The 23599-nt window shown below is 38.8% G+C and carries 21 protein-coding genes; 8 read left to right on the top strand and 13 right to left on the bottom strand.

Annotated features, from left to right (window positions below):
• Positions 1–237 precede the first annotated feature (237 nt).
• From nirB to FFU37_RS08040, 7 genes are all read left to right on the top strand, one after another.
• Positions 238–2811, top strand: coding sequence for a nitrite reductase large subunit NirB (nirB, locus tag FFU37_RS08010; protein WP_138489204.1), 2574 nt, complete (start codon positions 238–240; stop codon positions 2809–2811).
• Positions 2798–3151, top strand: coding sequence for a nitrite reductase small subunit NirD (gene nirD / locus FFU37_RS08015; RefSeq protein ID WP_002959861.1), 354 nt, complete (start codon positions 2798–2800; stop codon positions 3149–3151). The genes nirB and nirD overlap by 14 nt, the downstream gene beginning before the upstream one ends.
• 9 nt (positions 3152–3160) lie before the next feature.
• Entirely contained in the window at positions 3161–4024 is an 864-nt protein-coding gene (cobA, locus tag FFU37_RS08020; RefSeq protein WP_138489205.1) for a uroporphyrinogen-III C-methyltransferase, read from the top strand.
• 274 nt (positions 4025–4298) lie between these two features.
• Positions 4299–5561 carry a nitrate- and nitrite sensing domain-containing protein gene (locus FFU37_RS08025; protein ID WP_039489629.1) on the top strand — a complete coding sequence of 421 codons (1263 nt, stop codon included), beginning with the start codon at positions 4299–4301 and terminating at the stop codon, positions 5559–5561.
• Positions 5562–5836: 275 nt separating this feature from the next.
• Positions 5837–7030 (top strand): sensor histidine kinase, encoded by a 1194-nt coding sequence (locus FFU37_RS08030; RefSeq protein WP_138489206.1) that lies wholly within the window; start codon positions 5837–5839, stop codon positions 7028–7030.
• Positions 7031–7085: 55 nt separating this feature from the next.
• Positions 7086–8807, top strand: coding sequence for a two-component system response regulator (locus tag FFU37_RS08035; protein WP_138489207.1), 1722 nt, complete (start codon positions 7086–7088; stop codon positions 8805–8807).
• Between the two features lie 273 nt (positions 8808–9080).
• Entirely contained in the window at positions 9081–10121 is a 1041-nt protein-coding gene (locus FFU37_RS08040) for an IS481 family transposase (RefSeq protein WP_138489208.1), read from the top strand.
• Positions 10122–10170: 49 nt separating this feature from the next.
• Here FFU37_RS08040 and FFU37_RS08045 read toward each other — a convergent pair whose 3' ends face one another.
• The 3 genes from FFU37_RS08045 to FFU37_RS08055 form a co-directional block, all read right to left on the bottom strand.
• Positions 10171–10620, bottom strand: coding sequence for a response regulator (locus FFU37_RS08045; RefSeq protein WP_138489209.1), 450 nt, complete (start codon positions 10618–10620; stop codon positions 10171–10173).
• Positions 10617–12050 (bottom strand): sensor histidine kinase, encoded by a 1434-nt coding sequence (locus tag FFU37_RS08050; RefSeq protein WP_239022721.1) that lies wholly within the window; start codon positions 12048–12050, stop codon positions 10617–10619. Before FFU37_RS08050 ends, FFU37_RS08045 begins: the two co-directional genes overlap by 4 nt.
• Positions 12051–12360: 310 nt before the next feature.
• On the bottom strand, positions 12361–12798 hold the full coding sequence (locus tag FFU37_RS08055; protein WP_217496775.1) for a PACE efflux transporter: 438 nt from the start codon (positions 12796–12798) through the stop codon (positions 12361–12363).
• 129 nt (positions 12799–12927) lie between these two features.
• On the opposite strand from FFU37_RS08055, the gene FFU37_RS08060 reads away from it, so the two are divergent.
• Positions 12928–13836: a LysR family transcriptional regulator gene (locus tag FFU37_RS08060; protein ID WP_002959847.1), complete on the top strand. Its 909-nt coding sequence runs from the start codon at positions 12928–12930 to the stop codon at positions 13834–13836.
• Between the two features lie 6 nt (positions 13837–13842).
• Here the strand turns inward: FFU37_RS08060 and FFU37_RS08065 are convergent, their stop codons facing one another.
• The 10 genes from FFU37_RS08065 to FFU37_RS08110 all read right to left on the bottom strand — a co-directional run bounded on the left by FFU37_RS08065 (position 13843) and on the right by FFU37_RS08110 (position 23597).
• A complete protein-coding gene (locus FFU37_RS08065; RefSeq protein WP_138489211.1) occupies positions 13843–14496 on the bottom strand; it encodes an MOSC domain-containing protein in 654 nt (217 codons plus the stop codon).
• Positions 14496–14954 carry a molybdopterin synthase catalytic subunit MoaE gene (gene moaE, locus FFU37_RS08070; protein ID WP_138489212.1) on the bottom strand — a complete coding sequence of 153 codons (459 nt, stop codon included), beginning with the start codon at positions 14952–14954 and terminating at the stop codon, positions 14496–14498. The genes FFU37_RS08065 and moaE overlap by 1 nt, the downstream gene beginning before the upstream one ends.
• Entirely contained in the window at positions 14954–15253 is a 300-nt protein-coding gene (locus FFU37_RS08075; protein ID WP_039488090.1) for a MoaD/ThiS family protein, read from the bottom strand. Before FFU37_RS08075 ends, moaE begins: the two co-directional genes overlap by 1 nt.
• Entirely contained in the window at positions 15231–15701 is a 471-nt protein-coding gene (moaC, locus tag FFU37_RS08080; RefSeq protein WP_002959838.1) for a cyclic pyranopterin monophosphate synthase MoaC, read from the bottom strand. The genes FFU37_RS08075 and moaC overlap by 23 nt, the downstream gene beginning before the upstream one ends.
• A 1-nt stretch (position 15702) precedes the next feature.
• Positions 15703–16242, bottom strand: a complete 540-nt coding sequence (gene moaB / locus FFU37_RS08085; RefSeq protein ID WP_138489213.1) for a molybdenum cofactor biosynthesis protein B — start codon at positions 16240–16242, stop codon at positions 15703–15705.
• Positions 16239–16913 (bottom strand): molybdenum cofactor guanylyltransferase, encoded by a 675-nt coding sequence (gene mobA, locus FFU37_RS08090; RefSeq protein ID WP_370659397.1) that lies wholly within the window; start codon positions 16911–16913, stop codon positions 16239–16241. Before mobA ends, moaB begins: the two co-directional genes overlap by 4 nt.
• 25 nt (positions 16914–16938) lie before the next feature.
• The gene (gene moaA, locus FFU37_RS08095; protein WP_138489215.1) at positions 16939–17910 is read right to left on the bottom strand and encodes a GTP 3',8-cyclase MoaA; all 972 of its coding nucleotides are present in this window, start codon (positions 17908–17910) and stop codon (positions 16939–16941) included.
• Between the two features lie 16 nt (positions 17911–17926).
• Positions 17927–20623, bottom strand: coding sequence for a nitrate reductase (locus FFU37_RS08100; RefSeq protein WP_138489216.1), 2697 nt, complete (start codon positions 20621–20623; stop codon positions 17927–17929).
• A gap of 29 nt (positions 20624–20652) precedes the next feature.
• Positions 20653–22176, bottom strand: coding sequence for an FAD-dependent oxidoreductase (locus FFU37_RS08105; RefSeq protein WP_138489217.1), 1524 nt, complete (start codon positions 22174–22176; stop codon positions 20653–20655).
• A 227-nt stretch (positions 22177–22403) separates the two neighbouring features.
• Positions 22404–23597: an alginate export family protein gene (locus FFU37_RS08110; RefSeq protein WP_033030641.1), complete on the bottom strand. Its 1194-nt coding sequence runs from the start codon at positions 23595–23597 to the stop codon at positions 22404–22406.
• Positions 23598–23599 lie beyond the last annotated feature (2 nt).

The raw sequence follows: 23599 nt of genomic DNA on the forward strand, positions 1-23599 counted from the left end.
TTCATTCACTCTAAAAAAACATTAAATACTATTTAAACAACAACTTAAAAAACTGGCTATGTTTTTGCAGACACTCTATTAACAAGCCCGTTTTACTTACGGCAAAAATTTAGGTTGTTGGCACTATAGCTATTAGCAACCATCGGCAAAGAAGCCCGCACACAATTATGCATAATGCGTATTTGTGGCGGGCTTTTTTGTTATTTGTATTTAAACCGTCACTTTAAGGAATGCCATATGCAAACCTCGCAAAAAATACTCATTATTGGTAATGGTATGGTCGGACACCACTTTGTTGAGCAAATGCGCCAAAGCGATGCCAACGCAGACATTACTGTACTTTGCGGAGAAGCAAATCTTGCATACGATCGCGTGTATTTATCAAGTGTATTTGATGGCAAAACCGCTGCCGATTTAGCACTTACCACTCACGACAACTACAAACAACTCAATATTAATGTGCATACCAGCCAGTGGGTTGAAGGCATTGATAGAACAGCAAAAATAGTGACCACATTAACGGGTGAGCAATACCCGTATGACAAACTTGTACTCGCGACAGGTTCGTTCCCATTTGTGCCGCCTATAAAAGGTAACGACCAACCCCATTGTTTGGTGTATCGCACATTAGAAGATTTAGAACAAATAAAAGCCAGTGCCGCTGTAAGTAAAAGTGGTGTAGTTATTGGCGGTGGTTTGTTAGGGCTTGAAGCCGCAAATGCGATTAAGCAACTAGGACTTGATACCCACGTAGTTGAATTTGCACCACAACTTATGGCTGTTCAACTTGATGGGCAAGGCGGTACGCTTCTAAAAAATAAAATAGAAGAACTTGGCGTAACGGTACACACATCAAAGGCAACCAGTGAAATAGTAAAAGGCGAAACGAGTCGCTTTAGATTGAATTTTTCGGATGAGTCATTTTTAGAAACAGACCTAATTTTGTTCTCAGCCGGTATTCGCCCTTATGATCAGCTTGGCAAAATTGCTGATTTAGAACTCGGTGAGCGCGGCGGTATTATTATTAATAACCAATGCCAAACATCTGATCCTGATATTTTAGCCATTGGCGAGTGCGCCCTGTGGGACAAAAAACTATTTGGCTTAGTAGCGCCGGGTTACAACATGGCGCGCGTTGCAGCGAGTCAATTAAGTGGTGGCGAGCTTGAGTTTTTAGGTGCCGACATGAGCACTAAACTTAAGTTGTTAGGTGTAGAAGTAGGCTCAATTGGCGACGCTCATGCAAAAACGCCTGACTGTAAAGAGCTTATATATCAAGACGCTATTCGCGGCTGTTATAAAAAAATCATACTAAGTGAAAAAGGCGATAAATTACTGGGCGCTGTACTAGTTGGCGATACCAGCGACTACGATACTTTACTGCAGTACATGCTTAACGACATGGACTTACCAGAAAACCCTGAGTGTTTAATTTTACCAGACAGCGGCGGCGCGCCGTCGTTATCGGGCAGTGCCCTACCCGACACCGCCACTATTTGTTCGTGTCACAATGTGAGTAAAGGCGACATTGTGGGTGCAATTGATGGCGGCTCATGCGATTTAGCCTCGGTAAAATCATGCACTAAAGCAGCAAGCGGCTGTGGCGGTTGTGCTGCGTTACTAAAATCAGTTGTTGATAACGAATTAGCGAGCCGTGGTGTTGAAGTTAACAACCATGTATGTGAGCACTTTGCGTATTCACGCCAAGAATTACTGCATATGGTAAAAGTAGAAAGCATTAAAACGTTTGATGACTTACTAGCTAAACACGGCAGCGGTCATGGCTGTGAAATATGTAAACCTGCCATTGGCTCTATTTTAGCCTCAACATGGAACGACTTTATTTTAGAACCCGCTCATGTTGGCTTGCAAGACACTAACGATACGTACCTAGCAAACATGCAAAAAGATGGTTCGTACTCTGTAGTACCGCGTATTGCTGGTGGCGAAATAACCCCCGACAAACTCATTGTAATTGGACAAGTAGCAAAAGACTTTAACCTGTACTGCAAAGTCACTGGCGGTCAGCGTATTGATTTATTTGGTGCACGCTTAGAAGAGCTTCCTGTTATTTGGGAGCGACTTATAGAAGCCGGATTTGAGACAGGTCATGCTTATGGTAAGTCTCTTAGAACTGTTAAGTCGTGTGTGGGTAGTACGTGGTGTCGTTATGGTGTGCAAGACAGCGTTGGACACGCAATAGAAATAGAAAACCGCTACAAAGGGTTACGCGCACCGCATAAATTTAAAATGGCGGTATCGGGTTGTACCCGCGAATGCGCCGAAGCACAAAGTAAAGATATTGGCATTATAGCCACCGAAAACGGCTGGAACTTATACGTGTGTGGTAATGGCGGTATGCGCCCTCGCCATGCTGATTTATTTGCGACCGATTTAGACACGCCAACACTAATTAAATACATTGACCGCGTAATTATGTTTTACATTAAAACGGCTGACAAATTACAGCGTACGTCGGTATGGATGGAAAACCTTGAAGGCGGTTTAGACTACCTTAAAAGTGTCGTAATTGACGACAGCTTAGGCATTTGCGACGAGCTAGAAGCGCAAATGGAATTAATTACACAAACCTATGCGTGTGAGTGGAAAAAAGCGATTGAAAGCCCTGATGCAGCCAAACGATTCCGCCAGTTTGTTAATAGCCCCGAAACCGACGACAACATTTTATTTGTGCAAGAGCGTAACCAAATTCGCCCTGCTACAGAAGCCGAAAAGCGTGAGCAACGTAATACACAAAACCGTATTCCAGTAATGGAAGTTGAAGAGGAGCAAGCTGATGTCTTGGCATAATATTGGAACAATCGATAACCTAGTGGCTAATAGCGGCGTATGCGCATTAGTTAATAATCAGCAAGTGGCTATTTTTTACATTCCACAAAATCCAACGGCTGTGTTTGCCATTAGCAACTACGACCCTATTGGCAAAGCCAATGTATTATCGCGTGGCATTATTGGCTCAATCGACAATAAATTAGTTGTCGCATCGCCTTTATATAAGCAACACTTTTGCCTAGAAACAGGCGAATGTTTAGAAGCAGAAGCAATACACTTACCGGTTTTTAATGCAAAAATTGAAGACGGCAGTGTATTTATAAGCTCTGAACCAAAAGTTACAACAGCTGTGGCTTAGGGGAATAGTATGAGTGTACTGTCTTATTTTTCGGGTATTGAAAGCGTGTGGCTAAATAAGCTTGTTACTAAGCTAACAAGCTCAAATAGTCGCAGCGTCAAAAGCGGCAATGTTTACATAATTGGTGCCGGCCCAGGAGACGCTGAGCTAATTACAGTAAAAGCGCAGCGTTTAATTAATACCGCCGATGTTGTTTTATACGATTGGTTAGTAAGCGATGATTTATTAAAAACGCTTCCTAAAAAAGCACAGCGAGTATTTGTAGGTAAACGTGCGGGTAAACATTCGATGACCCAAGCTAACATTTGCGAACTACTGGTTAAATACGCGCAACAAGGCTTAAACGTAGTGCGTTTAAAAGGCGGCGATCCGAGTATATTTGCACGTATTAACGAAGAAGCCGATGCGCTTAGTAAGCATAATATTAATTTTGCTATTGTTCCGGGTGTAACAACGGCTTGTGCTACGTCCGCTTATACGGGTATTCCGCTCACTGCACGCGATGTAGCGCGTAGTGTTACATTTTTAACAGCGCAGTTTGCCGATCCTAACAAGCAACCTCATTGGCAAAATTACGCGTTTATGCCTGCAAACAACAACCCCACTTTAGTGGTTTATATGGGGCTTTCGCGCTTACAAACGCTAAGCTGCGGTTTGCAATCAGTGGGCTGGCCAAGTAATACACCCATCGCACTAATAGAGAATGCCACTACTACTAAGCAAAAGGTAATTACCAGTACGCTTGAACTAATAGTAAATGAGCATGCTAAACACAACCTTCAAGGCCCTACCCTAATTATGATTGGTGAAGTAATAAATCATAAAATGGCTATTAGTCCTGAGTTACTAAACAGTGTAAATGTTAACGCATGACGTAAAATGAATAATGCACTTTTCGCGCTTACTACCTCCCCAGGAGTAGGCGCTTTTTTTGTTTTTAATTTGGGTTCAAGTTGTGTGCAATAACATACTTAAATGCACCAAATAAGTTAAAAGTAATGGCAAGTTAAATTATAGAAACACAGTGACAAAAAAAAATAACACTTTAAGCAATTGTATTAGCTTGATTTTAAATTCAATGATGAAATTTATTAATGATTGGAACAGTGGTTGCACTTTAAAAACAAAAAAGTGTGGAATAGTACCAATGGCGACAAGCAATCCTCTCACAAAACAGTTTTTATTAGCGGCTAAGTATCAAGAAATACACGCGCTAAAGCAATTACAAAACAGTTGTGCCTCGCTTACTAAATTAGGCGATTTTGTACATCAGTTACAAAAAGAACGTGCAATGAGTAATATATTTTTGGCCTCAAATCGCGAGCGATTTAAAACCCAATTACAAGAACAAATCCCTTTAAGCAGCAGCGCACAAACTGCATTTTATGATTCTCTTAAACAAACATTTATAAACGACAACGCCGATACTGGTCATACTCGGTTATTTAATTTAATTACCTATAGCCTGCAAACACTTGACGCATTGCCCGAATTACGCAACCAAATAGCACAACAAAACATTAGTGCAGTGCATGCTACGCAGTCGTTCACGCAGCTAATTGCTAGTTTACTCAATATTATTTTAGAGGCAGCAGATGGCGCAAGCGATCCTAAAATAACGCGTTTATTAGTTGCATTTTTTAACTTTATGCAAGGTAAAGAGTATGCAGGACAAGAGCGTGCCTGTGGTGCACAAGCATTTGCCGCGAGTAAATTTACCACTGAGCAAAAACAACAACTCGCGCATTTTGTACAAGAGCAAAACCACAGTTTTGACTTTTTTAATGAGTACGCCGATGCGCATCTTTTAAAATGCTTTGCCTCGTTAACAACACATCAGGTTAATAATCAGGTAGAGCAACTTAGAAGTTTGCTGCAAAAACTCGATGACGAGAATGCTCAACCGCTCTCGCAACTAAGCGAAGTATGGTATGAAGTAACCACTACGCGCATAGATATAATGCACAAAATTGAACAAAACATAGCAGATCAATTAATTGATACCGCAGCAATGCAAATAGCCTGTGCTCAACGTAGTTTAAATACAAATAAGCAAGTACTTAACAATATGGCAGAGCAGCACATAGCCCCGACTTTTGGGCAATTAGCCATTAAGCAACCAGAGCCAGAAATAAGCCAAAATATAGCGGCCGATAAGCTCAATAGTAATAAAAGTATGTACGATTTAATTATCGAGCAAAGCCAGCATATTAAACAAATAAACCAAGCGTTACTTGACGCTAAAAAAGTTATTAGTGAGCAAAAGGTTATTCACCAAGCCAAGTACATACTTATTGAGCAGTTAAAGCTCACCGAAGAGCAAGCCCATAAACAGCTACAAAAACAAGCAATGGATACGCATAAAACCTTATTTAGCGTAGCGCAAAAAATTGTACAACTGAGCGATTAAATATGATGTTTTTACTTGGGCATGTTGCTCTTTAGTAAGAACACTACCCTAAATAATAGTTATTTATTAAGTTACAAATTTCACACCCAGATTGAGTTTTGCCTTATTTTAAAATTGATTCATAACCTGCTGACTACAATAAGGTAAAACTCTAATTTGACGTCTATTTATAATGCAAATTATTCAACGCACTCAAAATAATCAACTACAATAAGTTAATCATTTGTTGCATCTCATTTTAATGAGGCATATTTAATACTGTTGTAGGAGTTTGAATGCCCAATGTAGAGAGTTATATAGAAGGTGTATTATTAATAGGTGAGCAGCAGTTAACAACTTCTCTTGATAATGACATTCAAACAAACATAGAAAACATTGCTGAGCTAATTTTAAACATTTTTGATGCGAGCTCATTTTCTATTGTTGCTAATCTGCCTGCAGGTGTCGTTGAGCTATATAAATCAGGTTCAGAAATAGCAGTAGCTAAAGAGCAACTATCTGATGATATTTTTAATGAATCGATTATTGAGCATGACCTTAAAATATTTAGAGTTATATCGCCTATTATTTTGCCCTCAGGTCTTAAGTTTGGATGGTTGATATTCGAGCGAGCAAGTGATTCACAACTTACAGAAAAAGAAAAATCAATTTTAAATAGTTTACAAAAAAACTTTGTACATCAGTTGGTTCAACGTAAAACCTTATTAGATAAAATAAACAGTGCTAAGTTTAACTCAACAATTTGCGAGCAAAACAAAGAAGACGAAACTGAAAAAGATCGCTTAATTAAAAAATTACAAAAAATGAGCGATGAACTTGATGAATTTACCAGTATTGCTTCACACGATCTCAAGTCACCATTAAATGCTATAAAACGTTTATTAGAATGGGTTTATGATGATTGCAAAGATTTACTCCCTCAGGAGCACCTAGAAAATTTTCAGCTTGTGCTCAGCCGAGCTAATAGAATGCAAGTACTGCTAGAAGATTTACTAAGCTACTCGAGAATAAATAGCTGTGATTCAACTCGTGCAAACATATCTTTAGAAAGTCTTTACCAAGATATAGAACAAATTTTAGAAGTTCCTCAAACTGTCACTGTAAATATACACGCCAATCACGAAGTACTCGATATACCACTGATCCCTTTTAAAACTGTTTTTCAAAATCTTATTAGTAATGCAATAAAACATAACAATAAAGAGCACTCGGTTATCGATATTTCACTTACCCCCTCTAATCAATATTACATTATTGAAATAAAAGATAATGGTCCAGGAATTGACCCTAAGTATTTTTCACTCATATTTAAGTTATTTCAGACATTGCAATCTCGAGATGATGTTGAAGGGAGCGGTATCGGACTCTGTATTGCCAATAAGCTCATTATCAATTATGGGGGCAAAATTGAAGTAGCCTCCGATGGAAAGCTTGGCAGTACATTTACTATTTTTTGGCCCAAAGTTTAACTATGAAATTATCAATTATAAACGAGCATAATTTAGCTGCTCTTAGAAGGAACGTATGAATATTTTAATTGTTGATGATGACTTAGTTGATCGCAAATTAATTAAAAAGATGCTTATTTCTGACGGCTCTCACCATCATGATATAACCGAGGTAACGTGCGTTTCAGAAGGCTTGGACGCCATTGAAAACACGCACTTTGATATAATACTACTCGATTATAATATGCCGAAAGAAGATGGCATTGAAATGCTAATTGAAATGCGTGCAAAGCCTAAACTAGGTAACACCGCAATTATCATGATTAGTTCCTCAGAGAATTCAGCTTTAGCTATTGAGTGTATAGAAGCCGGCGCTCAAGACTTTTTACCAAAAGGTGATATAACGAGGGATAGTTTAAATAAAGCGCTTATATATGCCAAAAAACGCTTCGAGGCAGAACAACGTATGCACAATAGTTATCTTGCTGTAAAGCATATGGCTGAAAGGGATCAACTTACTGGTTTGTCTAACCGATATCATTTTGAAGAAATACTAAAAGTAATGATAGCTAACAATAAACGTGCAAAAAACTGCGTGGCGTTACTTGCTTTAGATTTAGATAACTTTAAAAATATTAATGATACGCTTGGCCATAGTGTCGGCGACGAAATTTTAATACAAACAGTAGAAAGAATTCATAGTTGCCTGAGACAAAATGAAGGATTTGCACGCTTAGGAGGCGATGAATTTGCAGTTATAATAGGTGGAATTTGCAATATTAATCAAATAGGTATGATAGCAAATAGAATACTAGCTGAAGTGTCTAAACCCTTTTTGCATGAAGGTAGAACTTTAAATTGCAGTGTTAGTATAGGAAGTGCTTTATACCCAAACGATGCGACTGAATCGCATGAACTGCTAAAATGTGCTGACATTGCAATGTATCGCTCAAAGCAAAGTGGTAAAAGTAGAATTAGCTTTTACAAAGAGCAATATCAGTACGAATTTAGTCGCCGGGTAGATATTCAAAATAGTATAAAAGAGCACATAGAGGAAAAAAACTTTAGGTTATTTTATCAACCTGTTTACTGTTCTAAAACACAAATGATGACAGGTGTTGAAGCACTGGTCCGTTGGCCAGATACAACCATTCATTATACCCCTGATGAGTTTATTCCTATTGCTGAAGAGTGTCGTTTAATTGATCCACTTGGAAAGTGGATAATTGCGAGCGCTTTAGAGCAGTTATCTTTATGGCAGCAAAGCTATGAAACGCCGTTAACACTATCTATTAATATTTCACCTATTCAGCTACAAAAAAAGATTTTAGAGACCTATTTATTAGAGACAATCAAAACATACAACTTAAAAACCAGCAGTATTATTCTTGAAATAACAGAAACAGCTTTTATGGAAAATAGTAAAGAAGTGATTGAGATATTAACTTCTTTGTCTAACAAGGGATTTAGGATTGCTTTGGACGATTTTGGTATGGGGTACTCATCCATATCTCATCTAATATCTTACCCTATTGATATAGTAAAATTAGACAAAAGCATGCAGTCGTTGGATGGAGAAAATAATAAGCGATTAAAAATAATCGAGAGTTTATCTTTAATGCTAAAAAAATTAGATTTTTCTGTGGTAGCTGAAGGAATCGAAACGAAAGCCCAACATCAGCTATGTAAAAAACTAAACATAGACTACTTGCAAGGTTTTCTATTTTCAAAACCTATGCCTGCAAACGAGATTAACTTAATACTCGATGACTATTGTAGAAAAATCATCCTTAAATAAATAGGTTATTTTGAGCCTCTGTAAAATTGAAGCTTAAATCAGACACCTATATAACTTTAAGCTAAAAACCTTTGGTTTGAGCCACATACTCAAACTAAAGGCTCTTCAATTGGCACAGCCTAATGGGTTAAAACTTAAAATACCTACAAATCAGCTGTATTTATCTGTATTAGTTCAGACAAGATCTGACACATCAACTTGAAAAAGTGAGAGTTACCCGTTTTGATAAAAGGTGTCGAATCTTTAAATCAAAACATATAAGAGGTAACTCTCATGCTACATACTAACAATCCAATTATTAAACACAAAGCGGGTTTACTTAATCTTGCAGAAGAACTTGGCAACGTATCAAGAGCCTGCAAAGTGATGGGCGTATCCCGTGATACATTTTATCGATATCAAGAACTCGTCGAAGACGGTGGACTTGATGCGTTAATTGATAAAAGTCGTAGAGCGCCAAACTTAAAAAATAGAGTTGATGAAGCAACTGAACAAGCCGTCATTAAATACGCTGTCGATTATCCAGTTCATGGCCAACACAGAACGAGTAATGAACTCAGAAAACAAGGCGTATTCGTTTCTGGCAGCGGTGTTCGTTCAATATGGCTACGTCATGACCTAGAGAACTTCAAAAAGCGTCTCAAGGCACTAGAAAATAAAGTTGCTAACGAAGGTATCATTCTCACCGACGCTCAAGTAGCTGCGCTTGAAAAGAAAAAACATGATGACGAAGCGTGTGGTGAAATTGAAACGGCTCACCCAGGTTATCTAGGCTCTCAAGATACATTTTACGTGGGTAATCTCAAAGGCGTTGGGCGTATCTACCAACAAACCTTCGTTGATACATACAGCAAAGTAGCGTTCGCTAAGCTCTACACCACGAAAACGCCAATTACTGCGGCTGACATACTCAACGACAAAGTACTGCCGTACTTCGAACAGTACGAGCTTCCCATGCTACGTATTCTAACCGATAGAGGCACTGAATATTGTGGCAAAGTCGAACATCATGATTACCAGTTATATCTGGCTATTAATGATATCGATCATACAAAAACCAAAGCTATGTCACCGCAAACAAATGGTATCTGCGAACGCTTCCACAAAACGATACTCAATGAATTCTATCAAGTTACATTCCGTAAAAAGCTATATAGCTCATTAGCGGAATTGCAAAAGGATCTGGACGAATGGATGATTTATTACAATAATGACCGAACTCATCAAGGAAAAATATGCTGTGGCAGAACGCCATTAGAAACTTTATTAGATGGAAAATTGATCTGGGCTGAGAAAAATTTAGCTCAAATCTAGACTGACAGTCACCGATTAAAAAACGGGTAACTGTCAGATCAAGTCTGAGCTAGTACAATTTATCTAAATGCTGACCAATAACAGCCATCACTTTTTCTTTTAACTCTGCTGCCTGAAAACTTCCTTTTACAAGGTAACCTTTAACAAAGTCGTGTGACATTATAATCTTTTTTTCTTCTTCTCTTTCTGATGAGCTAAACATCATAACTACACACGAGCTTATCTCTATCATTTTTCTGAGTTTAGAGAACTCCTCTAAAAATTGAATGCCATTAACTTTTGGCATATTAATGTCTAAAAATATAAGAATTGGAGGAAATCCATCAGGGTACTTTATTCTATTCGATTCATAATTTTCGAGAAATTCTAACGCTTCTTGACCGTCTTTTTTTTCATAAATCGTAAGCTCTAACTTGGCTTCTTTTATTAGCCTTTTTAGAATATACCGGTCAACTTCGTTGTCATCGACAATTAATATAGGAGGTTTAATTTTTGTCATATTAGCTTATCCAATGGTATTACTATTTTAAATGTTGTGCCTTTATCAGAGCTTTGCAGTGATATTTCACCGTTTAAGTACTCAATATGTTTTTTAACCAACGCCATCCCTAAACCAGAGCCCGTACTCGTCTGTGCATGAAATCGCTTAAACATATCAAACACTTCACCTTGATGCTTTTGTGGTATTCCCATTCCGTTATCTGTAACAGTAATAAAAAACGTCTCTTGCTCATTGAAAATATCACAGCGGACATAAGGAGAGTCTTTATTTCTGTCGTAATACTTCAACCCGTTTGAAATTAAGTTTTCAATAATTTGAGCAAAACGCGCTTTTTCTGACTTTATAGGTACTGATAGATTAATTGTTGTCTCAAGCGTACAAGGATTATCTTTCATAAGCCAAGTGAGTCGCTCTTTCATATCAATAATTAACTGATTAAAGTCAATTACATCTCTATCCTCACTACCAATTTCAGCTTTAGCTAATAATAAAATATCAACAACAAGTGTCTCTAACTTTTCCATTTGTTGATAGATAACCAATGCATTTCGACTTGCCTCTTCAGTATCTCCTGCTTTTATATCTTCAATAACAAAATGCGCTAGGGATTTAGCCCCTGACAACGGTGATTTCAGGTCATGAGAAGCTCGATAAGCAAACTGTGCAAGTTCGTCATTTGCTTGCTGCAGGGAAGCTGTTTGGCTATTTATAATCTCTTTGAGTTCAATACTGTTTTCAATATTTAAAAGATCATTTTTAATCCGCTGTCTGGCCGCGATAACGAGTGCTTTTAATTCACCCGATGTTTTTATATCAAGCTCATCATCTAGATTAATATTGCTTTCAGGTTTACTTGATAAGAGCAGAGTAAGATTTCGAATAGAGCTGGATATAGTACGAGAAAGGTAACTTATAAAAATAATATTAAAAAAGGATATGACGATAACAAGTGGGATTAACGTCATTAGTATAAACGATACTGTTTTTCTGATTGGTTCTTCAAACATCTCAGAGTGTTTGTTAAAGCTGACAAGTGCAACATTAAGGTTTAGTAAAAAATCATCTCTACTGAGCTCACCTTTTTTATACTGAGTAACTGACAGTAGTGTTTTATCCGCAATTTCTATATCTTTTTCACAAATTGTTAAAGTTTGCTCTGTGTTAATAAATTTCATAACAGCATAATTTAACGGGTTTATTTGTTCAATACATTCAATCGGTTGCTGCCTAATTAACAATATATCTGACTCAATGGTATTTATATCTATGGGGAGGTCATTTTCTATTTTTTTAACTGACTTGGTAAGTTGATGAGTATATTTTAAGTGAAGAAAATTAAGCTGGTGAAACTTAGCCCCTTTAGCTATTTCAAAAGCTGAGTAAACAGTAATACTTACCTCTGCAGCTGTTAAAATCACAATAAGCATCAGTTTTCTGGAGATATTCATATACGATACCTATTTTAGCTACTAACCCAACAGTTTTTTAATAACACTATAATAATTATAGTATTTATAACATTAGGTATAGCAGGTTTTATCTTTTTTACTAGGTCCTCTATAAATAATAATTTATGCTTAACTTTGTTCGCTTTTAATAAAAAAATCCTTTATTAGTTTTTTGCCACTATAAAGCAAACTTGGGTGATATTACGCCTCTAAAAGTGCTGGTGCATTGGCAAATACACCAGCAGCTAAATACAAACTTTGTTAAGTCATCCCATATTTAAAAAGTGTATTAACATGCAGCATTTTTTGAACGAAAAATATAGGCTCGTGTGTGGTCGTACACTAGGTTAAAAGTAAAAGCGTAAAGGGTTATAAAAAAAGTTACGCCGATATCCATTATTAATGCTTCCCATAAGCCTACGTTTAAAATGCTCGCCATTACGGGAATAGTAAAAACAAGTAACCCGCCTTGAAATAAAATCACGTGAAAAATACGGAATAATACAGATCGTTGCTCTTTTGCACCGGTAGCTACTTTGTCAAAAAACCAATTAAAAACAAAATTCCAACACATCGCAATCGTTGCAATTATAATCATAGTGCCCGATAAAGCCGATATTGCATGCTCTGTAAATACAGCCAAACCAATAATCGACAGCGTTACCGCTAATACTTCAAACAAAACAGCCTGAAACATCCTCTCTAGCGACCCCATTTTTGCATCCATAATTAACCCCTTTTACGCCAAATAATTAAAGAAAATAATAGTGACATAATTTAATTATTTGCAAAGTTAGTAGCCATCACCTTTAGTGATAAGATGAGCAAATAAGTACTCACCTTTAAGTTGAATGATATGTATAGTTTTGAGCAACTAAAAATTTTTGTAACCGTGGTAGAAACAGGATCTTTTTCGGCAACAGCCCGAAAGCTTAACCGTGCACAATCGGGAATTAGCCAAGCTATTTCTAATCTTGAAATAGCGATTAATCAAACATTGTTTACGCGTAATAAAAATATACCCAGCTTAACAATTAGCGGTAAGGCATTGTTACCTGTCGCATACTCTATACTTCATCAGCAAAAATATTTTGACCAAAAAGTGGATGCATTAGCAAAAAATTATGAGCATGAGGTAATTATAGCTATTGATGAAAGCCTAAATAATCAAGATATTTTAAAAGTGATTACCCCACTTGCTGATCAGTTCCCGATTACTAATTTCGAAATAATATCGACAACAACTGACGATGTAGAAAACTTAGTAAAAATAGGAAAAGCACAACTAGGTATCATTTATAGTGATGGGGAACTAAAAGTTGATATGGATTTTTTTCTATTGGGTCAAGCTCGATTTTTAACGATTTCATCACCAGAACACCCGCTTGCAAAGCTAAAGGCTGTAACAAGCAATGATTTAAAAGCCCATAGGCAATGTGTTCATCGCAGCCTTAGCCAAAAAGAGTTATGGTTTAGCTACGCAATTAGCTCTAGGATTTGGTACGCAAATACACATCAAACCCTTATCGACTTAGTAGTTCAGAGTATTGGTTGGGCGCTTGTACCCGAGTTTGCTATTAAGAAGTATATAAACCAAGCTGAAGTGATAACGCTACCCGTTACTCATGAACAAGGCGGTTGGCTTACTCCTGTGGGATGCGTTGTTTCAAGAAGCCAATCAACAGGACCTGTTCTTCAAAGTTTAATAAATAGGTTGCAGCAACACTTTTTAAAGAGTGATAGCGCGGGAATAGAACAGTTTTAAACTGCTTTATTCATTTTCAATAGCAAGCTTCTTCTTTAGCTTTTCTTGCCACTCTACAGCAAGCTCTGGCAAAGTTAATGCTTCTACAAGTATGTCTTCATAACCTACGTATTTTTTATCAAAAAATGCCTGGAACAGTTTTTTAACTGATATGTCGTGCGAGGCTTTCTTCTCGATAACAACACTATCACCCGTTTTTGCAACGCCTTGCTCTAGTACCCTAAAATAAACGCCAGTGCAGTAATACTGCGTAAACAGCTTAAGACTGTTTTTATTATTAAGGGCGATAGCAAGTTTAAAACAAGGCACACGAGGCTGGCTTACTTCAAGCAGTGCAGTACCAATTCGAATATGGTCACCTATGTGTATATTCGCTTCATCAAGGTCAGAAATCGTGAAGTTTTCGCCAAAGGCACCTACAGCTAAATCATCATTCTCGAGGGTTTGTTTCCAATAATCATAATGATTGTGCGAAAACGCATAAACCGCTTTATCAACCCCGCCGTGATTAACTAAATCAGCTTGCTCATCTCCTATTATATTTAGCTTTTCAATAACAACAGGTTCGTTAGTTGGCGTTTTAAAAATACCGGTTTTAACCTCTTTGCCGTTATACACTACCGTTTTTATTTTAGAGATATTAGTAGAGATTATTTTCATTAAGACTCCCACCTACCCATAGCTTGTTTGTCACTTTGTTTAAACTCAACCCAATTTGATGAGTCTTTAAAGTGCTCTTTTTTCCAAAACGTGGCGTGGTTTTTTAAATAATCCATTATAAATTGTGCGCCTTCGAACGCGGCTTGGCGATGGCGGGACGTTGCGCCTACAAATACAATTTGCTCGCCGAGTGCTAAGTAACCAACGCGGTGAATAATACATATTCGCGCCAGTTGCCAGCGAGTTTGTGCTTGCTCTGCAATAGATTGAAGCAGTTGCTCGGTCATACCAGGGTAGTGTTCAAGCTCAAGTGCAATAACATTATCGCCACTGCTGAACTCTCTTACCAAACCTGTGAAGGTAACAACAGCGCCATCGCTTTTATTATTACTACAAAGCGTATTGTGCTCGTCACCTACATTAAAATCATCGGTTTGTACTTGAATATGTATGCTCATTAGCCACCTGTAACCGGCGGGAAAAAGGCAAGCTCATCCCCTGCTTTCACTATTTCATCACTTGATGACATAGTTTGGTTAAGCGCTGCAAGTAGCTCACGCTCCTCCAGCCACGGTTGCCAGTGCGGGTATTGACTCACTAATCTTAATTTAAGCTCTGAAATAGTAAGCGGCTGCGTAATCTCAAGACTTAATTTACTGCACTTTAACCGCTCTTTTAGTTGCCCAAAAAACAATAACTCTACTTTCCCGGCGCTAGATATTGCATCGTTTGGATTAATCGCGTTGCCAACTACCATTTTTGCCCCCTGCTTTTTGAGTAACGCGCATGCCGCTAATTTCCATTAGTGGGTCGGCTGCTTTACACATATCAAACAAAGTAAGGCTAGCCACAGATACCGCTGTTAACGCTTCCATTTCAACCCCCGTTTTACCGGCAAGTTTGCAGTAGCTGGTTATTTTAATTTGGCTATTTTCTTCATCAAGTTCAAAGTCAACAGCGACTTTACTAAGTGCAAGCGGATGACAAAGCGGGATTAAATCAGCGCATTTTTTAGCGCCTTGAATACCCGCAATACGTGCCACGCCTAGCACATCGCCCTTTTTGTTTTGATTAAGCATTACTTGTTCAAAGGCAAGCTTACTCATGCTAATAAATGCTTCAGCTGAGGCATCGCGCAAGGTTACGTCTTTGAGCGATACATCAACCATATTAGCTTGGCCGTTTTCGTCAACGTGGCTTAACATACTATTGCTCACGCGATTCACACTTTTTACCAATGGTAATGTGCGGTACAAAGTTACACGGTTTATGCATTGAGTTAAGTTGATCTTTTATTATGCCTGTCCACGCAGTTTTACATGCACCTGTAGAGCCTGGCATGCAAAAAATAACGGTGTTGTTAGCAAGTCCTGCCAATGCACGAGATTGAATAGTAGAGTTACCAATTTCGCCGTACGATATGTGCCTAAATAGCTCACCAAAACCGTCTACGCTTTTATCAAACAGCGGCGAAAATGCCTCTGGTGTTGAATCGCGCTCAGTAAAACCTGTACCGCCAGTCACTAAAATAGCGTGAATGGTGTCATCGGCTATCCACTGCGATGCCACTGCACGCATTTGGTAGACGTCGTCTTTAACTATGTCTTTATCAGCTAAGTGATGACCAGCTTCAGTTAGCGCTTTAATTAAGTAATGACCTGAGGTGTCAGTAATTTCATCGCGTGTATCGCTTACCGTCATTACGGCAATGTTTAATGCTATTTGTGACTCAGTTGTGTGGCTCATAATGTTCTTCTTAATTGATTAATGCTTTGGTCAAAATGCTCATTTACAGCTTTAAATTGCGCCGGCGTATTGGTGTTTATTAATGCATGCGTTTTATTACATAAAAGCGTTTGCACACCAATACTTTGGGTAAACTGTTTTATTGACTTATGACTGTTTGCGTTTGTGAGTATGTGTTTTAAATGATTTTTTACACTGCTTGTATTACGAATATACAGCGGTAGTGGTTCATTTTCAAAGTGCCAAGCATGTATTTGTGACTGATTTAATTGATTGCTCACACTTTGTACTTTATTTGACTGAGAAGCCAGCACAATTGTGCTTAACAAACTACTCGTAAGTAGAGGCATATCTACCGCAGTAATAAGTAAATCGTGATCGGTGGCTATTAATGTTGAGTAAATTCCGCCAAGGGGTCCACTATTTGGGTATATATCTTTAACGTACTTTTCTGAAGGATAATCGCTCGGTGAATATTGGCTCGATGATTTAACTGGATTTGTAACGTTGCGGCTTATTAGTATGTTTTTAGCGCCTACGTCTTTTAATAAATCACACGCATTGTGCAATAGCGTTTTATTTTTTAAAACTAAATCGGCTTTGTCTGTGCCCATTCTTGATGACTTACCACCAGCAAGCACAACGCCTGTAAAATCTCGCTTAACTTTCATATTAGATTTTATATTAGCTTTCATATTAGCCGCCTAACATGGCTAAGTGAGTTGTCGCACCTGTTAAGCGTTTATCTAGCTCATGACTTATTTCTTTATTGCCCATAGCGGCTCGAATTGCCTTTACGGTCGCTGCAGTATCATCCTCGTTTAGCAGTTCGCGTAAATCTATACCTTGCTCTGCAAATAAACATAAGTGTAATTTACCCAGCGCCGACACCCTTAAGCGATTACAGCTTTTACAAAAATCTTTACTGTACGGCATTATTAAACCAATACGACCATCGTAATCAGGATGACAAAACTCCTCTGCTGGTCCATTTAATTTCCCCCTAACGACTTGTAACCAGCCTTGGTCGAGTAATTGGGCTTTAACCGTTTGCCCACTTAAGTGGTTTTCTTCAAAAAAGGTGGCGCCGTTACCGGTTTCCATTAATTCTATAAAGCGCACTGTAACTTTGTGTTGTTTTACCCACGCTAAAAAATCCTTCAATTGGTTTTTATTAAACTGCTTGGCAAGCACTGCATTTATTTTTATATCTTTTATGCCCAGATCTACCGCGCGTTCAATCCCTTTTAAAATAAGATTAAGTTTGTCGTGCCCTGTTATGAGTTTAAACATACTCGGATTTAAACTATCAATACTGACATTAAGCGCATCAAGCCCGGCTTCTGCAAACTCATCAATTTTCTTTAATAAATTAAACCCGTTGGTAGTAATAGCTACTTTTTCTATGCCTGGCGTATTTTTACAGAGTTTTATAATATCGGTTACATCACTGCGTAAACACGGCTCGCCACCTGTAATACGCACTTTTTTAGTACCTAGTTCTGCAAACGCATTTACAAGCGTGCTAATTTCATTTTTATTTAAAAAATTACGCGGCGTATCGCACTGATATCCGTTTGGTAAACAATAACTACAACTAAAATTACATACATCGGTTATTGAGAGGCGCAAATAGTTAAACTGCCGACCAAATTGATCATTAAGCATATGCTTCCTTTTTTCTTTACATTACAACCGCAACATCAATGCTGCTAGAACCTGCTTTGTAATGTTGTTTTATTAATTGGCTTAATTGTGTTTTACACGAACCGCAGTTCGTCCCACATTTAAGTTCAGACCCCAATTGCTCGACTGTGTTTGCACCGTTTTTAATGGCGTTTATAATTGGCTGCTCTCTTACTTTAAAGCAGCTACACACTTGCACGCCTTGAGTAAATTCTTCATCGGGGGTTGCATAAAGCAAAGACTGTAACTGTGTAAAGGTCAGTAAAGGCTCTGCAAATAAATGGTTTATCCACTCAAGTGATATTTCTTTTTGCTCGTTAGAAATAACACCAACAAACGCTAATTGATCGTTTTGAATACACTGCACATGCATGGCTTTTGCCGTATTCATAGCCGACCACTGCCCTTGTAAACCGGTTAAGGTTTGGCAGTAATACAGTAAATCACTTTGTGGCTCATTAAGCGCCAATTGGTAATTAAAGCAATTACTTGCATTAACTTTGAGCCAAAAATCACTGTTTATAACAAGTTCGTTTTTAGCAAACAGCTGCATGTATTGCTCAAAGGGTGCTTTAACTATATTAACAGCGCCGTGTTTACACTCAGCCTGACCAGATAGAGGGTCAACTACCGATTGATACAACCCACTTACTGTTGCTGACGATGCAAATTGCTTATTCCAATGAATAGGCATAAAGCATTCACCTTTTCGCACGGCATCGGTTACTTTTGCATGCGCGGTAACGTGCCCTGTTTGGGCAATCGCACTTATTAAATCGTTTTGTTTAATTGCTAATTTACTGGCATCAAGCGGATTAATTTCAATGTACGGGCGTGTAATATGCGATGAAAGCGCAGTGCTTTTACCCGTGCGGCTCATGGTATGCCATTGGTCGCGTATACGTCCTGAGTTCATTACAAACGGATAATCACTTGATGTTTGTTGCACAGGTAATTGCGGCGTTATAGGTATAAAACGCGCCTTATTATCAGCGGTGCTAAATTGGTTATCTGTAAAAACCTGACCGTTTTTATAAGGCTGATTTTTAACAACAGGCCACATAATGGGTTTTAAGTTATCGTACTGGCTTTTTGTGAGCCCAACTAAACCAGAGAGGTTTAATAATCGGCTGCCGTTATTTTCAAAGTCGGTTAATTGTGCCCATTCTTCAAAAATGCCACTTGGGTCTGTAAAATCAAAACCTTCAAAGCCCATTTTTTTAGCGACTTCGCACATAATTTGCCAATCGTTTTTAGCTCCCGAATAAGGCGCTACTAACGGGCGCTGCCTTGATATTCTGCGCTCTGAGTTAGTTACTGTGCCGTTTTTTTCGCCCCATCCGGTTGATGGAAAGGCAACATCGGCAAATTTTAACGTATCACTTTTTGCAATACAGTCAGATACAACCACCAGCTCACAGGTCTCTAATGCTTTTTTAATAGCGGCGTTATTGGGCAAGCTCACCATTGGGTTTGTTGCCATTATCCACACTGCTTTTATTTTGCCTGCGGCTATTTCATCAAACATATCAATAGCATTGCTGCCTGCTTTGTTAGCAATAGTTGGCGAGAGCCAAAAGCGTTGTACAAGTGATTGATGCGCTTCGTTTTCAATATCTAAGTGCGCCGCTAACTGATTAGCCAAACCACCTACTTCGCGCCCGCCCATCGCATTGGGTTGCCCAGTAATTGAAAACGGACCACTGCCTGGCTTAAGTAATTTACCTGAGGCTAAATGCGCATTAATAATGGCGTTGCATTTATCCACACCCGAGCTTGACTGATTTATACCCATTGAATAAAAGCTAATCGCACTTGGGCTGTTAGCAAATAGCGCGTAAAACTCAGTGACTTGCTCAATTGCTATATCGCAAAAGTCGCTAACTGCCTCACAGCTCCATTTTTGTGCCTCTTGCAATGCGCTTTCAAAGCCGTTTGTGTGCTGAGCAATAAATTGCGTATCGAGGTGGTTATGCTCATTTAAATAATTAAGCAAACCGTTATAAAGCGCAGCGTCACTGCCTGGTTTTATATTTAAAAATGTGTCGGCAAGCTCAGCTGTGTCGGTTTTACGTGGATCAATAACCACCACTTTCATATTTGGGTTAAGCTGCTTTGCACGCTCCATTCGCTGATATAAAACCGGGTGAGTCCATGCTGCATTAGAGCCAATTAAAATAAGTAGCTCAGTTTGCTCTAAATCCTCGTAGGTACACGGCACTACGTCTTCACCAAAAGCGCGTTTATAACCTGCCACAGCAGATGACATACACAGGCGCGAATTTGTATCAATATTGCCTGAGCCTATATAGCCTTTCATTAATTTATTCGCGATGTAGTAATCTTCAGTAAGTAACTGCCCCGATACATAAAATGCCACCGCATCGGGTCCGTGCTTTTGTATTATGTTGTTAAATTTATTGGCAACATGGTCGGTGGCATCATCCCACGTAACAGCTTGATTATTAATAAGGGGCGACGTTAAGCGATTATCACTGCCTGTTGTGTCGAGCAAATGGGTGCCTTTTACACATAAACGACCAAAGTTTGCGGGGTGCTCTCGCATGCCTTCAAGCTTGGTTGGCACATTATTAAAAAGTGAAATATCAACACCGCACCCTACACCACAGTAAGCACATGTTGTTTGTTTTAAACTGGTTTTATTTATAGTTGGTGACGTGTTTGCGGTTGTCATACTACTGCTCTCTTTTAGTGTGCTTTAATTTATGCAGGCTGTTTTACAGGCTCATTAAGGGTAACTACGTTAATAGTGTTACTTGCTTTAGCAAGCACGCTGTTTATTACGTTTTGAACGAGCTTTTCACACCCTCCACAACCTGTACTGGCTTTGGTGCTTTGCTGCACACTTGCCAAATCTATGCAGCCGTTAGAAACTGATTGTTCAATGGTGTATTTGGTTACTTTATGACACGCGCAAATAATGGCGTCATCAGGCAAGTCATCGGCGCTTAGCTCTGCTATGTCGCCGGCAAGGGGCATAATGAGCGCTTCGGGATCGGTGGTAAGTTCAATGTCGTTTAAATGATATTGCAGCAAATTGTCGTAATCGCTGGTATCGCCAACAAGTACCGCGCCAATCAGCTTATTACTTTGTGAATTAGTGACTATTTTTTTATAAATACCATTGGCTTGGTCTTCAAAATAATAGCTTATTGCGCCTTCGCTGCGTGCATGCGCATCGCCAATAGAGCCTACTTCAACACCCATTAATTTAAGCTTGGTGCTCATATCGGCACCGCTAAATTCATCGGCTTTATTGTCTAAGCCAGTACTTTGTAAACTACCTTGCTGCGTATCTTGTAAAATATGACCAACTGCTATTTTAGCCATGGCGTAACCAGGTGCCACTAAGCCAAAAATAAAATTATTCCACAGTGCACATTCACCAATAGCGTATATGTTTTTATCGCTCGTTTGGCAGTGGTTATTAATTACAATACCGCCGCGCTCGCCTAACTCTAAATTAAACTCGCGGGCCAAATTATCATAAGGGCGAATACCCGCCGAAAATACAATCATGTCGGTTTCAAGGGTTTTACCGCCCTTAAAACACATTTTGTAACGGCAACTTTCACCTTCTACTATTTCCTCCGTTGCTACCGATGTATGCACAGTAACGCCTAAATCCGTAATTTTGTTTTTTAGTAGCCGACCGCCACCAGCATCAACTTGTACACCCATAAGTTGCGGAGCAAATTCTATTACGTGAGTATGCAGACCCAATTGCTTTAATGCATTTGCAGCTTCAAGCCCCAGTAAACCGCCACCAATTACCACGCCTACTTTGCTGCCGTGGGCTGAATTTTTTATTGCGTGTAAATCGTTAATGGTGCGATAAACAAGGCAATGCTCGCGATCTTTACCCGGTATAGGCGGTACAAATGGGAATGAACCTGTAGCAAGCACAAGTTTGTCGTATTCAAACAACTCCCCTTTAGCGGTCGTTACAGTTTGCATATCACGATTTATATCAACCACTTTAGAATGAGTATGAAAGCGTACTTGCCAATCGTCATAGGTTTTATTGCATGTAAGTGCGAGGTCGTCTGCGGTTTTGCCTTTAAAAAAAGAGGATAGTTGTACACGGTCATACGCTAAACGGTCTTCACCACTAAGTACCGTAATTTCAAATTGCTCATCAGCTTGATTTTGAGAAACTAGCTGCTGCACAAAATGGTGCCCGACCATTCCGTTTCCTACCACTACAACACGCTGCTTGCTTAGCATTTACCCACCTTAAAATGATATCTACTTTAGTGATTGACTAAAACTGACATCGAATAATTTGTTATAGGTTTGTTATAGCAATATGTAAGCCAAATATATAAGCATTTAAAATCAGCAGGTTGCCTACATTGGTGCAGAGGTGAAAAGCATAAAGCCCCACAAGATGGTGCAATTGCACCATCTTGTGTCGCTATAAATTACAAGTGAATGTTAGAAGATAAAGAGGGTTAAAATTTAGCGCTCATCCATACCCACAATTTTTGAGTATCGACTTTATTAGCAGCAGTATCGCCCGCTGAGTAATCAGCGTATTTAACACCCACTGCGTATTGTTTATTAATAGGTTTAACGTATTGTACGTTTAGTTCAGTACCCAAATCGTCAACCCCATTTGATTGCTCATTAGCATCAAAACTGTGATAAGCCACCAGCCATTTTCCGTCAAACGCTTTACCGTTTAAGCTTATGTAAGTGTCGTCCAAGCCTTGTGTGGGTGTATTTAAAAACGTATCTGTCCAACCATTAAATTTATGTAACGTGGCAAGCGGTGTTGCAAACCCGTAATCGCCATTGTCAGAGCCAAGTGACTCTATGCCGACTTTTAAAGTTACTGTTTTTATGCCCAACCCATTTAAATCCACAGCGCCTTCAAGTGCATAGTAATCAGCATCAAAATCACTCACGCTTGTTGACGCAGACTGCGTTGCATACTCCGCTTTGTAATAAAATTTTATGTCGTTTAGGGTTTTATTACCGTTAAAAGAAACGCCATAAGTGTCTAAACTGTCGTCTTGTAGTGCATCGTCACTTAATAAGTAACTGTATAAAACCACTTTACCGTAGTCTGTTTTAAAGCTTGCATTAATTAGATGATCGGACGATTTAATGTCTTTATCGTCAGCAAATATGCGGTTACGCTTATTTAAATAACTGTACTGTAAATCTATGTTGTTAAATGCGTAATTAATGGTTGCTGCATCAAAGGTTTGCCTGTCTTGGCGCCAACCTACGTGCCCAACAAAACGCTGCCCATCAAGGGCTATTACTTGGCGTCCTACTTTTAGCGATAGACCATCGCGGGCATATTTAACAAAACCTTGATCTATCTCAGTGTTTTCTGGGTCTGCAATAACAGAGTAATTAGTATTTTTCCCCACCGTATTGTTGTAATCATCTACGCCCAATAGGCTGCGAGTATCTTCTACTTCAATAAGGGCTGAAAAACCATTCACCTCATCTGTTTGATGCGTTAAGCGGGTTCTAAGTGTTAAGCCGCTTGCATCTTTTAAGGCATTTTCTTGATCAACGCTTTCAAAACGCAGTCTAAAATCAAGATCAGTTTGCGAAGCTTGGCTTATTGAAGGCGCAGTGAAGCAACCCAGTATAAAAATAATAGGTAAGTTGTTCTTGTAATTAAGCATTT

Source organism: Pseudoalteromonas distincta, assembly GCF_005877035.1.
GTDB classification, from domain to species: Bacteria; Pseudomonadota; Gammaproteobacteria; order Enterobacterales; family Alteromonadaceae; genus Pseudoalteromonas; species Pseudoalteromonas distincta.